Below are 13,512 nucleotides of genomic sequence, written 5' to 3' on the forward strand. Positions count from 1 at the left end.
CTAACACTTTAATAATTCGCCCTTGCAAAGTCGCATACTTTGTAAGCTAACTGAACTTGCAAGGAATCAATAAACTCTTCGGCAGCTCTGGGACAACAAACAGACTTCATTCAGAAACCCTCCATAGCAAGACCATTCCTTTGAAATACGCGTTTAAGCGCATTTGTTGTTAGTGTTTAAAATATCACCAGTGAGGCATGCAGACAAGCTTTCAGAGTGGATGGTAGCCGTTGAGGCCTAAGGTTTATCGTCAGGTCGGGAATCAAACCACGGCTGATCTCAACCCTTGACTTGCAGAACAAAACCATTAAGCTCCGCGCATCTTTTCTATTTACCCAACTGCGAAGGAGGTTGTTATGTCTTTATCTAAAACTCTGTTCGCAGGTCTGGCCGCTTAAGCACTCTTCAAAATTCTGCTTTGCCTGGCCACTGGCCTGCCAATCTGATTTCAAAATTTATTAAATATTTAAAACAGGATTGGTTTATGGGCACTTCTCATAATCAAACTCCTGCAGCTTCTTCCTGTGCCGACGTTAAGGTTATTTCGTCAGCTGAAAACTGGATGGAAGGTGCAGCGCTGCAGCAGTTACAGAAAACGGCTGAGCTAGACGGTATGGTTGCGGTTGCAGGTATGCCGGATTTACACCCGGGTCGGGGTTATCCGATTGGTGCGGCTTTTTTCTCTGCCGCTAAGTTATATCCAGCGTTGGTCGGCAATGACATTGGTTGTGGTATGAGCTTGTGGCAAAGCTCAATCAAGGTCTCTCGCCTGCATTTGGATAAAATTGCCAAACGCCTGAGTAATGTCGAGCAACCGTTGGATAACAGCTGGACTGATCTTATTGCTGAGTGTAAATGCGATAAGAATATTCAATGCAACGATTTTGACCGTTCGCTGGGAACCATTGGTGGCGGTAATCATTTTGCTGAGTTTCAGGCGGTGGATGACATCTTATTGCCTGAGTTAGCCGAGCAGGCAGGCATTGATAAAACCCGGTTGTTATTGCTGGTGCATTCAGGCTCCCGTGGCCTGGGTCAAAAAATACTGACTGAACATATTCAGCAGTTTAATCATGATGGCTTAATCGCAGGCAGTGAGGAGCAGCAGGATTATATTCAGCGACATGATGAAGCCGTTCGTTGGGCTGAATTAAATCGTGAGCTGATCGCCCGGCGTTTTCTGGAAGCGGTCAAAGCAGACGGACAGTGTTTGCTGGATATCAATCACAACACGGTATTACCAGCAGACGTTTCCGGACAACAAGGATGGTTGCATCGCAAGGGTGCAACACCGGCTGATCAGGGCATGGTGGTGATTCCCGGATCACGCGGGGATTACAGCTATCTGGTGAAACCGGTTGAGCAGAATATCGCTGACAGTTTGTTTTCGCTGGCGCATGGTGCTGGCAGAAAGTGGAAACGAACCGAAGCCAAAGATCGCTTACATAAACGTTTCAAACAGCAGGATTTATTAAAAACATCACTCGGCAGTCGGGTGATTTGTGGCAATAAAGACTTGTTGTATGAAGAGGCGCCACAAGCCTACAAAAACTGTGATCAGGTGATTGCGTCGATGACGGAGGCGGGTCTGATTCAGGTAGTAGCACGCTTACGCCCGGTATTAACGTTTAAAACTCAAGGGACTTGTTCGGCATGATATTACTGCAACTATCAGCCGGGCAGGGCCCGGACGAATGTGCCAGAGCCGTAGCTCTGGCGCTGGGTAAAATTCAGCAAGATTGCCAGCGCACTGACGTAATACTGGATATCGTCGAGTCACAACCGAGTAAACAGAAGCACTGCTATCAGTCGTTAATTCTGTCACTGGAAGGTGACGCTTCAGTCTCTGTTGTGGAGCGCTGGAGTGGTAATTTTGTCTGGATTTGCCAAAGCCCATTCCGGATTGGCCATAAGCGCAAGAACTGGTTTTTCAGTGGTCAGCGAATTGATGCCGAACAGGAAAAAAGTGAGCTGAATGAAAAGGATATAACCTTTACCAATTGCCGCGCTTCCGGAGCCGGTGGCCAGCATGTTAATAAAACTAACTCTGCTGTTCGGGCTGTACATGCTCCCAGCGGTTTGAGCGTTCGGGTAGAAACTGAACGCAGCCAACATGCCAATAAAAAACTGGCGCTCCAGCTGCTGGCGCATAAGTTAGCAGAGCAGGAAAAAGCAGGTGCTTCGTTACAAAATGCCAAACGACGAATGACGCATCATCAGTTGGAACGTGGCAATCCAAATAGGGTATTTAAGGGAGAAAGGTTCAGCGAGTTATGATGCTCTGATGACTTCTGCACCAGAGCCACAATAAAAATACTGGCAGCGAGCGGGATTATTATCGTTAGCTGCCAGTATTTTCGAATACAAAAGCGCTATGACGTTATCAGCGCACTGTTAACCAGCCTTTCTTTTTAACCAACTGGTTTCTTCACCGGGCTCGGGCAATATCTCACCACCTTCCATCACCCAGCTGGCGGGGAAGCCGAGCAGGTTAATTTCCACCTGTGGTTGTGCTAAATCAGCTGCGTCAGCAACGGCCTGAATTAATTTACGTTTCAGGTCTTCGGTTAACTCGCGGTTGCGGTTACCACCACTGCGCACATTACCGTTAATGGACAGGCGAACATTTCGCTTCAGCGGATGGCCATACATAAAGACAACGCTGACAAACTCGGCAGGAGCCCCGGTTGTTTCAACATGAACATGGGTAATGGCTTCTGCGATTTTCTGACTCGTCGATGTTTTTAGTGGCTTCTTACAAGCAAGGGTATATACCGGCATAACATGTTTCCGTCTTAGGCTTCTTATTGAAAGTCAGGGTTATAGATTGGGATTAAAACGGAACAAATCGTTACGTCGTTTCGAACGAATAAAACTGCGCAGCATGTGCAGAACAAACCGAACTTTGCCAACTGCGGATAAACGTTTTTGGTTGCTGCGGACAAATTGATTAAACAGGTCTTCTTCCATCAGAGATAACAGCACATAGTCCGGGTGTTGTTTGGTGATGGCCATCCACTGTTCAGCCAGTGATTGCAAAAATACCACGCGACGCTGTTGTTCAAATCCGGTAGGGCATTCCATGGTGATCAGCGATGACTGTGATGGCTGATACGCCGTGTATGCCTGACCCGGTGGGATTTCACACCAGACAACGATGGTTTTGTCGTTACTGACGTGTTGCTGGTAGCTGCTGATCAGCAATGCTTCGAGCCGTTGCAGTTGCGACTGATCGAACTGCCCTTGCTGAATGGAGGCGAGTATTTTCTTCATCGGAGTGCCTGTTATTCATTGAACGGCTTTTATGGTGCGCTGAGAAGGGGGCTGATACCATGAGGCCTGAGGTCAGAAAATTGATACAAATGGCCACGGCATCCACATTATCACCCACATTACCACTCACATTACTACCCGGATTCAGGAATCATCCCTCTATGAATAACAATCAGCGTGCTGCTTCCAGTATTCAGATTATGGTGGAGTTAGGTTGTGAGCATGGCCTGACTCCGGCTGAGTGTCTGCGCAATACCGGTCTCGGTATCGAGGAACTGAATCAGGGAGATTTGCTGGTCAGTGCCGAACAGGAATTGCAGGTTATCGATAATCTGGTAACTGAACTGCCGGATATCGCTGATCTGGGGATTCAGGCAGGGCTGCGCTACAGGCTGACAACCTTTGGCATCTGGGGTTTTGCCATGATCAGCAGTCCGGATCTGAAGTCGGCGATTGAGGTGGGGCTGAAGTACCTAGACCTGTCTTTTGTACTGGCGGATTTTAACTTTTATCAGCCGCAGGAAGGTGATTCTGACACTGGCATGGGATGGCTGGAATTTGATACCGCGGCTTTTCCCGAGCGGTTGCAGCCGTTTTTGGTAGGGCGTCACCTGGCGGTAGCGCAGCGTCTGATGCAGGAAATTTATGGTGAGCATATCCCAGGGCACGTTGCGATTGATATCGCGCTGCCAACACTGCCGTTAGCGCGGCTATTAACGGATGCGAATCTTCCCGGTTCTGCGGTGTCGGCTCTGAAAAGCCTGAACTTTAATTGTAAGAAAAATCGTATTGGTATTGAGCTGGATCGGCTCAGCCAACCGTTACCCCAGGCCGACCCGGCAACCGCGGCGTTTTGTTTGCAGCAGTGCGAGCAGATCTTGAACCAGCGCCAGCCGTACACGGGAATTGTCGCAAAAATTCGTCAGCAAATGCTGAGTCAGGCTGCGCAGTCCTTTACGCTGGAGCAAATGGCTGAGCAGTTTCATATCAGCCCGAGAACGCTACGCCGGCGGTTGGCCGATGAAGGCACCAGTCTGCGGAAGTTGCAGGATGATGTTCGTCAGACTCTGGCGATTGAATTATTAACCGTGGCACAGCTGTCAGTCGAAGCGGTGAGTGAACGCCTGGGTTATGGTGAGCCCGCCAGTTTTATCCGGGCGTTCAATCGCTGGACCGGCCAAACACCGGGGCAATATCGGCTCCGTCATAAAAGATCACACTAATGATTCCGTAACATTACGCCACCTTTTGTTGATTCAGCCTGGGTTAAGATATGAGCTGAATAATCGCAAGATGACATAATAAGGATCAGCACCGTTGGGTGACTGATTCCAACCGGAGTAAGATGTGAGTTCCCCAATCAAACTGTTATTGCCTGCTATCGCTTGTAGCAGTGCATTGTTTCTTTATGGCTGCGGATCGGATGATGATTCCGACAAAAAATATCGCGGTTACATGCCTAAATTTGCCGGCGATATATTAACGTCGGGTCCTGCCCGGCCACTGCGGCACGTTCTGCAGGTTGATCGTAAGAATGACACGGAAGTTCAGCAGGATGGTGCGCAAGGCCAGAAAAAAGTGGCGACCGCGGAGCCAACCATCCGTTTGCTGGCAGAAGAGGATACTCAGGCTGAGCCGATCGAATTTGATGCCGTTGACTGCAGTAAAGCCAGTGATGTCTGGAATGCTTCACCACAGGCGGCCAACTTCAACAACAGCGCATTGCAGTTTATTCAGAACCTGCAGGCACAAACGGTATTTTATGACTGCATTATCCGTGCGCAGGTATTTAATCACTCCGCAGAGGTGACTACGGCCGAGGCTGTCAGTACCGTCAGAACCAGTTTTGATGACGGCGATAACAGCTATTTCGCCAGCTGGACATTACCTGCGAACCTGGTGAGTGAGAAGTCGGCGAAGGAATTGCAGATTGATTCGGTGGGTATTCTGGTGAATTTGCAGCCGGGCATCGACAGTACGAAAACCCGGGTCGACCTGAATCAGTCGGCGACGGATTCTGAGTTTATCAAACAGATCCGTTCCACCTTGCAGGATCGTCTGACCAATGGCACCAATATTCGTTCAGTAACACTGACAGAGCGTAAAAACAGCGCGGGCCAATTGTCAGAACAGCGTATTGCCGGGCGTATTATTTTTGATAATAACCTGAGTGTGGTTGCTGCTTTAATTAAGCCCGGTATTGGCGCGGTGTCGTATCTGAAGCAGTGTGCAGATAACAAAATAGCGGATGATTACCTGCGCGCCTGTGATGCAAACTGGCAGGAGCAGGCCTACGACAGCCAATGGCAACTGATCAGTGATGCGAACGCACTGGCGCAGTTAAAAGCACAGTTGCAGATTAACGGTAACCAGGGCACCAGCGTGACCGCGGAGCAGCTGTTTTATAACGGTGAAAGTGAAGATCAGTTTTTCCGTAAGCGCAGTTTGCCAGCCCAGGGCCCGTTGTAAGAACGGAACGATTTAAATAAAAAAACGCCGCAGTTTGCGGCGTTTTTTTATTCAGGAAGAATGTTTCTGACGGTATTCGCTGGGCGACATATTATTCAGCCGTTTAAACGCCTGATTGAGTGCGGTTACCGACGCATAGGCCACTTTTTTAGCAATCTGTTCAATGCTGATATTGGTTGTACGCAGCAGCTGTTTGACTTCGGTGTCGCGCACCTCATCAATCATATCCTGGAATTTACTGTGCTTGGATGCCAGTCGACGTTTCAGTGTACTGATGCTTAAACCCAGTGTTTCGGCAATTTGTTTTTGCGAGAAACTGCCATCTTCCAGACCTTTGCGGATCGCGCTTTTTACCTTCAGCAATAAATCGTCGGAATAATCTTCCAGGGTGTTTTTTTGCTTGAGCACATCTTCGATGGCACCTTGCAGGCGCTCCGGGTTGTGGGAAATAACCGGTTTATCCAGCAACCAATTGTGCAGCTTACAGCCGGATTTTTTCTGGTTAAAAATAACCGGCGCTTTTAACAGCTTCTCATATTCTGCAATGTCGGCTGACGGCGCATGCTGGAAATAAATCTGCTGCACAAAGTCCGGTTGAATTTCACCGGTCATCACCCGCAGGATACGCAGGTAGTTGGCAGCCCGTAATTCCATAATCGGAGCGGCTTCTTCAGCACTGAAAAATGGATTTTCAATCGGCATATCGACAACCGACGAATGGAAGGCCAGCTCAGTCGGAAACGCCTGATTAAACACACTGACGTACTGGCAATAGAGCTCCAGTGCCTGACGTGCGTTTTCGCAGTTAAACGCCAGTTGTGCCAGATGAGAAAAATCGCTGGAAGATTGCTCACTGCCAGCGCGGACACAAACCAGCGGGTCACCACTGACTTCTTTTGCTTTGTGACCCACTTCAGAGAACTTGCGTACCGGAATTACCGCCGGTAACTCAGCCAGCGATTTCCCTAAGGAACTCAGTCCGAGTGAGGCAAGAACGTCAGTTTGGCTGACGCCCTGGCGCTGGAAGTACTGGATGATCGGGTACAGGTGGTAAGTCGAAACCAGAGGTTCTGAAGCATTGGCTTTGGACATAATTCCCCGCAGGTCTGAAGTTGGCGATTTATCATTAACGGATTATAACGAGTCTATCAGAGCAGCTAAACGCTGTTTTTGTTCCTTGTGATCCAGCGGCCGCTCAATGGTTTGTGGAATGGCTTTGGCAATCTCCATTTCCAGCTCCTCGCCGTTCTGAATACGTTTTAACAGAATCTCATAGTTCCGTTTAAATACCGGGAAGGCCTTTTCTTCTGCTGTATTGGCAATGAAATACCAGTCGCTGGCTCGCCCGGCAAAATATATCGCCGGATGACTCCAGCGATAATCTTTTTTCGGTGATGGCGCCCGGCAGGCTTCAATATAAGCGGCGTAGGCATTGGGCAAACCCAGAATCTCAGCGCTGTCGCAACGTTCCAGCACCTCATGAACGCTGGGCAGAAAACGGCTTTCTTTTACCGCTTTTTCCGCGGCGCGCATGATCACTTCACCGCTGTATTCCACCAGTAAACGTGACCACAGGCGCTTGGCCATGATCATGGTGTCGTAGTCGGGAAACGCTTTTAAAAACTGGTTGTGGTAGTTGAAGCGGAATAACTCAAAAATCTGGTTAATGGCTTCTTTCTGTTCAACCGTTGCGTCCGGCTGGCCATTACCAGCTGGTGTCTTTGAGTCGCTGGACGCTTGCTTCAGCTGTTGTGTAACCCGGTTGAGCAGCTGCGTGCTGGGTGTTTTGTCCATGTTGTTCTCCCGGGTTGTTAGCTTGATGGCTGGTTTGAGCTAAGCGTTTGGCCCATTGTTGTTTCACATATTGCAGAAAGCGGCTGTTCCAGCTGGTGTGTACCTGATTGGAATCGCGCCAGTAGAGTACAAATTCCGGCACCAGGCTGTGAGCAAACTGATGATCGATATGGCCCATCGACAGGATATCAAAGCAATCCGGATCGGGTTGCCAGTTTTCTGCGATACGGGTTGGTACCGTTGAGTGTTCTACCGACGCACTGTAGCGCGCCCATTGCTGGCGTACGTGCTGAATAAATTTGCTGTTCCAGGTTTTAAAGGCATCGCCACGCTCTGCCCAATAGAGCACAAACTCCGGCACTGCATCATTAATAAACTGCGGATCAATACCGGCACGTTGCAGAATCTGGCAGGCGTCCTGGCTCGGGTGCCAGTTGTTTTCAATCGCTTTGGCTTCATCGGCCTGAACGTTAAAGGCGCTGCGATCACGCGAGGGCTGGCTGTTCTGTTGGCTGAAAGCAGCCTGGTTGGCGTGCTTGCCGAACTTCTGTTGCTGCATCTGCTGTTGCTGGCGCGCAGCATCGTTCTGGGTATACACCCACTGGCTTTTTACATGCTGGAAAAAGCGGTGGTTCCAGTCGCTGCGATTGGCCCCTTGTTCCTGACCGCGCAGAATAAAGCCATCCAGTAACGACATGGCAAATGCGCTGTTGATGCCGTGTTGCTCCAGACGCTTCAGCGTGTCTGAGCTGGGTTGCCACTGATTATTCAGCGGCTGGTGCGGCGTAGGAATATTGGCAGCGTTGTTGTGTGTCGTTCGCGCAGACTGAAAGGCTGTCTGGGATGTTGCCGCAGATGGTTGTGACTGCTGCAACTGACCAAAGTGGTACACCAGCCCTTCACCATCAGGAAAGATATCGCCCTGCACCTGAATCAGACCTTTATCAATCAGACTGCGCAACACCCGCCGGATCGAGACATCATCCCAGAATGGCAGCTGATTACGTAACGCCTGGTTGTGCAGTCGTGCCCGGCTCTGTCCCTGCAAGCTGGCGGCATCGTTGAGTACTGTTAATAACACCGCTTCTTCCAGCCCAATGGTGGCCGCCAGTGTGGCAGACAGGGGGATGGTTTTATCGGTAAACAGCGGATGGCTGGGCATTCAGTTTGATTCCAACAACAGGGGTTATTTGTATTTGGCCAGAGTTGCCTGATAACGCAGTAAGTTACAAGGCACAGAGTCATTCTGCTATTGTACCTGTTTTGCCGCTGGCGACTACTTTTACCACAAGCGACTACCAATATGACACGACCCACTTATGCGTTAATTAACTGGTCAAATTTCCGCCAGAACTACCTGTTGGCCAAGAGTAAGGCGCCAGGCAGTGTGTACGCAGTTATCAAAGCCGATGGCTATGGCCATGGCATGGTGCGCTGCGCCCGGGCGCTGGGTGATGCCGATGGGTTTGCTGTTGCCTGTGTTGATGAAGCGTTGTTATTGCGTCAGGCCGGAATTAAACGCCCTGTGCTGGTGTTGCAGGGAGCATACGATGCCGAAGAATGGCAGATCGCCAGTGCCAATAACCTCCAGCTTGTTGTTCATCATGCTCAGCAATTGGTCGAACGTGAGTTGGCGATTCTCGATAAGCCGGTTGATGTCTGGCTGAAGATCAACTCTGGTATGAATCGTCTTGGTATTCGTGCAACAGAAGCCGAATCGTTGATAGCGCTGATTAATGACGATGAGCAGCTGCAGCTGAAGTATGTGATGACTCACTTTGCTGATGCCGATCTGGCTAAGCCGGAAGCGTTTTCTGCTGCAATTGAGGTTATGAAAGCCCAGGACTGGTCACTGCCTCTGAGTGTTTCCAACAGCGCCGCTACTATTACCCAGCTGGCAGCAGAGCTGGAGGATGACGGTTCGGTTAGTCGTCCGGGCATTATGTTATACGGCTCGTCGCCGCTGGCTAAACAATCGGCTGCCGATCTGGGCCTGAAAAGCGTTATGACGCTGAAGTCACAGGTGATTCACGTACACGACGTAAAAGCTGGCGAAAAAGTAGGTTACGGTGGTGATTGGACCGCTGAAAAAGACAGCCGCATTGCGGTCGTCGCTATCGGATATGGCGATGGCTACCCGCGTCAGGCACCTTCCGGTACTCCGATTCTGGTCGAAGGTCACCGTTGTTCGCTGGTGGGCCGGGTATCGATGGATATGATTACTGTCGATATTTCCGAAAACGCGGATATTCAGGTCGGCAGTGAAGTGGAGTTGTGGGGCGACAATATCGATGTGGATGAAATCGCCGGTCTGTGTAACACCATTGCTTATGAATTATTTTGCCAGCTGACACCGCGAGTGAAACGAGTTGCGGCTGAGGGGTAGCCGGGCTTTTATCTGGCGATAGCGCAATCAAACAAGAGCATTATTTTTCAGCCGCCGGATCTGTGGGCCATCCATGGCCCTAGATCCTACCGCCACATCCTGTGGCTGCTTTGAAAATTAATCCTCTCGTTTAATTTCTTATCAGGAATCTTCTTAAATGGATCATTTAAAAATTCGCGAATATTTATTATCCAAACCCGAAGCCTGGGAGGATTTTCCGTTCTACCCGGATGTCGCGGTGATGAAAGTCAAAAACAAAATGTTTGCGACGTTATCGCATGCTAATGCCAAAGAAATCGAAGAGCACGGCAATCACTTCCGAATGAATTTAAAATGTGATCCGGATGAAGCGATTCAATTACGTGATGTATTTGAGTCGGTAACCGCTGCTTACCATATGAATAAAAAACACTGGAACACCGTTATTCTGAATGGCGAAGTACCTATGGGCGAGCTGGAGCGTATGATTGATAATTCGTATGCGCTGGTGGTGAAAGGAATGACTAAGGCTGAGAGAAGGTCGCTGGAAGCGGCGTATTCGGTGGAGGAGTTGTATAAAAAATAAGCCCTGGAATCAATAAAATTCCGGGGCTTATTTTTTATCTGCATTTAACTATCAGTCTTTAATTAGTATAAAGATGTCCAGTCAATTTTCAGCATACCTTCACGTACACGTTGCGGGTGGTTACCCACATCAATACGCTTCACTTCTTCTCCGGTTTCATAGCTGATCACCGAAACCTGATCGGTTGCGCTCCAGGAAATCAGGCAGTTTTTACCAGAGCGGTCTGTCACAGCCCAGTAAGGTTTTTCACCTAAGTCTTCGAGGATTTTGTATTCGAAGGTTTCACGATCAACGATAGCCGCGTAGTCACTCATCGTACCGGCAACACACAGCTTCTTATCATCTTTGCTCATAGCCAGACCATGGTGAGCCGAGTCGTTTACGTAGCTGATTTTTGGCGTGTGAGGAATCAGGTTTGGCAGTTCGGCCAGACGGGTTACTTTTTCAGTTTCCATATCAAATTCGATCAGACCATGCAGGAACGACAGCTGGAAGTAGAAAAAGCGGAAGTCGCTGGTGTGAGCCATTGGACGAATCGCCGGACTCAGGTGACCTAAGCCTGCTTCATCCAGTTTGGCTTTGATGTCGAAGTCTTTGATGATTTCATCCGCTTCGGTGTCGTATACCAGGAACTTACGTTGACCACGGGTCGACTCGCGTAACAGCTTGCCGTCGAACGGCATAAATACGTAACCAATACTGGAGTGGTAAATACGTTTACCATCTTTCGAATAGAGGTTTTCGTGTGGTGAGTTACCGGTTGGGAAACGCGCTTCTTCTTCGCCGGTACGTACATTCAGTAATTGCACTACGTTACCGGTAGAAGCCGATACGGCCACCTGTTCGCCATCCGGAGACAGTGCCATGTGATCAGAACGGTTGCCTTCGATTTCTTTGCGCCAGCGGATATTACCGGTTGCCAGTTCAATGGCTACAACGTCGGCAAAGCTCGGGCGGGAGACAATCAGTAATTCACCGTCTGGGGTGCTGTACATGTCATCCACAAACTGGTCGTTACCTTCACCAATCAGGTTACGGATGCCAAGAAAAACGATATGGCGACCCGGGTCACTCCAGATTTCTTCCATACGCTCCTGGCGATCCGGAATACCGTTAATACGGCCGAGTAAGTCGTAATTGTCACCGTCGATCACATCAATGGTGCCATCCCAGTTGTTACCAACAAAAATAGCCGGACGCAGGCCGTCGGGATATTGATTCGGATCACCCGGGTCTGTTGGCTCCGGAGTAACCGGTTCTACCACCGGTGGTGGTACTTTAAACAACCAGCGCAGCCAGTCGATAAAACCAGCGGAGGCGGGCGCGCTGGTAAAGGTTAAAACGCTGAACAGGAGTAGTCCTGACGCTTTATTACGCAGTGAGTTCATAAATTATCCTTTTTCTGTTTTTTATAATGCGAAAGCTTCCGATTTCGGAATCAGCAGGCTAGCTGAGCCATATGTCAGAGACAATGCAATTCCTTTAATGGCAGGAATTGCTGTATGCATGGCTTAAATTGGGGTGGTTAAACAAGGAAGGTTTTACGATCTGGCGCAAGCTAGCGAGTGAATGATTAAGATGTGCGAACCAACGATTGCAGCAGAACGATCAGCTGCAGTGAAGGTGGCGCAGGCCTGATTAAGGCCTGCGCACGGTGGTGATTATTCTTGAGAGAAGGTGTACTCAGATACGATTGGGTAGTGATCGGAAGGCCACACCAGTTCGCCATTAGCAAAGTTCAGGTATTTGTCTTTATCAATGCTGGAGCTGACGCGACGGAACTCCGTTCCCTGGGCATCTTTGCCGCCGCTGTAGGTCCAGTCGACCGGGTAAACCGGCTTGCCAAATTTCCCTTCAATTTCACCGAAGTTGTGGAAGGTTTCTGAGTCATCCGGCAGAGTACCCAGTGCCCACCAACGAGCATTTAAACGAAAGAAATCATCATTGATTGCCTGGCCATTTTTTAGTGCCGACAATGCAATCGACATTGGCAGGTTGAGGTAGTTGTCACCAAAGTTGCCCATCAGGATCACCGGCTGCAGTTCACCGTCGACCATGGCTTTTTCAAAGATAAATTCACGCAGCTGGTTAATGGCAAAGGTTCGTGCTGCGGTGATAATCAGACTGTGACCGGCGTCGTCAGGTTTTTTGTTTTCATACATCTGGGTATTGAACAGCCACAACTCGCGGTTGGTGCCCTTGTCGCGAACCTTAGCGTAAGTGAACATGCGGTTTTCAAATTCACCAAAATCAATCGCAATGTTTTTTAATACCGGTACGGCCTGGGTGCCGATATTAATGGCAATTTCAGCGATGCCTTTTTCGGCGGCTGCCGCCAGAGCATTGTCTTTCAGTTCTTTGAAGCTGTACCAGCGGTTGCCTTGCTCGAGTACTTCGAAACGCACTTTGTTGTAATAAATGGCGTTGAATTTACCAATGGTCAGGCCGTCGTCACCCTGACCGATGCGGTCATAGGTGTCTGATAATTTGCTGTCAGCGTTATTCCACAGTTCGATAATTGAAACGCCGATCTTGCCGCCAGCATGGTGGAAGCCGGTGTCCAGCGATGCCAGCTGAGAGTTATAACCTTCCTGGGTGCCAACAAAATCCGGGTTATGATGTTCAATGCCACGGATAACTGCGCCAAAGCGATTCTTCCAGATTTGATTACCTTCATCGGTTTCCGGCTCTTTATCGCGCAGGTTAAAGGTCATGGCTTTGTAGTCATCCGATACCGGAACCGGTACTTCGCTCATGGCCAGCGCCTGAGCGCTCATGATTAACGCTGAAGCACCCAGCAGGCAGCGCTTCAGAACGGGTGAGAAAGCAGCTTTCATAAGTAAATCCCTTTTGTTATTCGAGTTGGGAGTTATTGGAATCAGGTTCGATTAAAAAACACTAGTGGTACGATGGTTTTGTTGTGGCCGCAGTCTAGGTTTGTTGTCAGTGGCTGGATAGGGCAATTGGCGACCAATTGGCCGTGGCCGGATAATTGGCTCAGGATGATCAATAAAGATGTTAGAAT

The 13,512-nt window shown here is 49.3% G+C and carries 13 protein-coding genes; 6 read left to right on the top strand and 7 right to left on the bottom strand.

Annotated features, from left to right (window positions below; all coding sequences use genetic code 11):
* Positions 1-484 precede the first annotated feature (484 nt).
* Positions 485-1,657: an RNA ligase RtcB family protein gene (locus ACOQOZ_RS18065; RefSeq protein WP_420589549.1), complete on the top strand. Its 1,173-nt coding sequence runs from the start codon at positions 485-487 to the stop codon at positions 1,655-1,657.
* Positions 1,654-2,277 carry a peptide chain release factor H gene (gene prfH, locus ACOQOZ_RS18070; RefSeq protein WP_420589550.1) on the top strand — a complete coding sequence of 208 codons (624 nt, stop codon included), beginning with the start codon at positions 1,654-1,656 and terminating at the stop codon, positions 2,275-2,277. Before ACOQOZ_RS18065 ends, prfH begins: the two co-directional genes overlap by 4 nt.
* Before the next feature lie 117 nt (positions 2,278-2,394).
* Here the strand turns inward: prfH and ACOQOZ_RS18075 are convergent, their stop codons facing one another.
* Positions 2,395-2,781, bottom strand: coding sequence for a tautomerase family protein (locus tag ACOQOZ_RS18075; RefSeq protein WP_420589551.1), 387 nt, complete (start codon positions 2,779-2,781; stop codon positions 2,395-2,397).
* A 39-nt stretch (positions 2,782-2,820) separates the two neighbouring features.
* The gene (locus ACOQOZ_RS18080) at positions 2,821-3,273 is read right to left on the bottom strand and encodes a hypothetical protein (protein WP_420589552.1); all 453 of its coding nucleotides are present in this window, start codon (positions 3,271-3,273) and stop codon (positions 2,821-2,823) included.
* A gap of 161 nt (positions 3,274-3,434) precedes the next feature.
* Between ACOQOZ_RS18080 and ACOQOZ_RS18085 the strand changes: the two genes are divergently transcribed.
* Positions 3,435-4,496 (top strand): AraC family transcriptional regulator ligand-binding domain-containing protein, encoded by a 1,062-nt coding sequence (locus tag ACOQOZ_RS18085; protein WP_420589553.1) that lies wholly within the window; start codon positions 3,435-3,437, stop codon positions 4,494-4,496.
* A 124-nt stretch (positions 4,497-4,620) separates the two neighbouring features.
* Positions 4,621-5,742 (top strand): hypothetical protein, encoded by a 1,122-nt coding sequence (locus ACOQOZ_RS18090; RefSeq protein ID WP_420589554.1) that lies wholly within the window; start codon positions 4,621-4,623, stop codon positions 5,740-5,742.
* 51 nt (positions 5,743-5,793) lie between these two features.
* On the opposite strand, the gene ACOQOZ_RS18095 is transcribed toward ACOQOZ_RS18090, so the two are convergent.
* Genes ACOQOZ_RS18095 through ACOQOZ_RS18105 form a run of 3 tightly spaced genes read right to left on the bottom strand, consistent with a single transcriptional unit; the run spans position 5,794 to position 8,698 of the window.
* Positions 5,794-6,834 carry an AraC family transcriptional regulator ligand-binding domain-containing protein gene (locus tag ACOQOZ_RS18095; RefSeq protein ID WP_420589555.1) on the bottom strand — a complete coding sequence of 347 codons (1,041 nt, stop codon included), beginning with the start codon at positions 6,832-6,834 and terminating at the stop codon, positions 5,794-5,796.
* Between the two features lie 42 nt (positions 6,835-6,876).
* A complete protein-coding gene (locus ACOQOZ_RS18100) occupies positions 6,877-7,536 on the bottom strand; it encodes a replication protein P (protein ID WP_420589556.1) in 660 nt (219 codons plus the stop codon).
* Positions 7,448-8,698, bottom strand: coding sequence for a DnaT-like ssDNA-binding domain-containing protein (locus ACOQOZ_RS18105; protein WP_420589557.1), 1,251 nt, complete (start codon positions 8,696-8,698; stop codon positions 7,448-7,450). The genes ACOQOZ_RS18100 and ACOQOZ_RS18105 overlap by 89 nt, the downstream gene beginning before the upstream one ends.
* A gap of 141 nt (positions 8,699-8,839) precedes the next feature.
* Between ACOQOZ_RS18105 and alr the strand changes: the two genes are divergently transcribed.
* Positions 8,840-9,922 (top strand): alanine racemase, encoded by a 1,083-nt coding sequence (alr, locus tag ACOQOZ_RS18110; RefSeq protein ID WP_420589558.1) that lies wholly within the window; start codon positions 8,840-8,842, stop codon positions 9,920-9,922.
* Between the two features lie 157 nt (positions 9,923-10,079).
* Entirely contained in the window at positions 10,080-10,487 is a 408-nt protein-coding gene (locus tag ACOQOZ_RS18115) for an MmcQ/YjbR family DNA-binding protein (RefSeq protein ID WP_420589559.1), read from the top strand.
* Positions 10,488-10,549: 62 nt separating this feature from the next.
* On the opposite strand, the gene ACOQOZ_RS18120 is transcribed toward ACOQOZ_RS18115, so the two are convergent.
* Together ACOQOZ_RS18120 and ACOQOZ_RS18125 are read right to left on the bottom strand one after the other, a co-directional pair.
* Positions 10,550-11,875 (bottom strand): YncE family protein, encoded by a 1,326-nt coding sequence (locus tag ACOQOZ_RS18120; protein WP_420589560.1) that lies wholly within the window; start codon positions 11,873-11,875, stop codon positions 10,550-10,552.
* Positions 11,876-12,148: 273 nt separating this feature from the next.
* The gene (locus ACOQOZ_RS18125; protein ID WP_420589561.1) at positions 12,149-13,324 is read right to left on the bottom strand and encodes a hypothetical protein; all 1,176 of its coding nucleotides are present in this window, start codon (positions 13,322-13,324) and stop codon (positions 12,149-12,151) included.
* Between the last annotated feature and the right edge of the window lie 188 nt (positions 13,325-13,512).

This window comes from Bacterioplanoides sp., from assembly GCF_965219715.1.
Lineage (GTDB): Bacteria > Pseudomonadota > Gammaproteobacteria > Pseudomonadales > Oceanobacteraceae > Bacterioplanoides.

Coding starts and splice junctions, on each gene's coding strand:
- ACOQOZ_RS18065 (WP_420589549.1), top strand. CDS start 485: ATGGGCACTTCTCATAATCAAACTCCTGCAGCTTCTTCCTGTGCCGAC.
- prfH (WP_420589550.1), top strand. CDS start 1,654: ATGATATTACTGCAACTATCAGCCGGGCAGGGCCCGGACGAATGTGCC.
- ACOQOZ_RS18075 (WP_420589551.1), bottom strand. CDS start 2,781: ATGCCGGTATATACCCTTGCTTGTAAGAAGCCACTAAAAACATCGACG.
- ACOQOZ_RS18080 (WP_420589552.1), bottom strand. CDS start 3,273: ATGAAGAAAATACTCGCCTCCATTCAGCAAGGGCAGTTCGATCAGTCG.
- ACOQOZ_RS18085 (WP_420589553.1), top strand. CDS start 3,435: ATGAATAACAATCAGCGTGCTGCTTCCAGTATTCAGATTATGGTGGAG.
- ACOQOZ_RS18095 (WP_420589555.1), bottom strand. CDS start 6,834: ATGTCCAAAGCCAATGCTTCAGAACCTCTGGTTTCGACTTACCACCTG.
- ACOQOZ_RS18100 (WP_420589556.1), bottom strand. CDS start 7,536: ATGGACAAAACACCCAGCACGCAGCTGCTCAACCGGGTTACACAACAG.
- ACOQOZ_RS18105 (WP_420589557.1), bottom strand. CDS start 8,698: ATGCCCAGCCATCCGCTGTTTACCGATAAAACCATCCCCCTGTCTGCC.
- alr (WP_420589558.1), top strand. CDS start 8,840: ATGACACGACCCACTTATGCGTTAATTAACTGGTCAAATTTCCGCCAG.
- ACOQOZ_RS18115 (WP_420589559.1), top strand. CDS start 10,080: ATGGATCATTTAAAAATTCGCGAATATTTATTATCCAAACCCGAAGCC.
- ACOQOZ_RS18120 (WP_420589560.1), bottom strand. CDS start 11,875: ATGAACTCACTGCGTAATAAAGCGTCAGGACTACTCCTGTTCAGCGTT.
- ACOQOZ_RS18125 (WP_420589561.1), bottom strand. CDS start 13,324: ATGAAAGCTGCTTTCTCACCCGTTCTGAAGCGCTGCCTGCTGGGTGCT.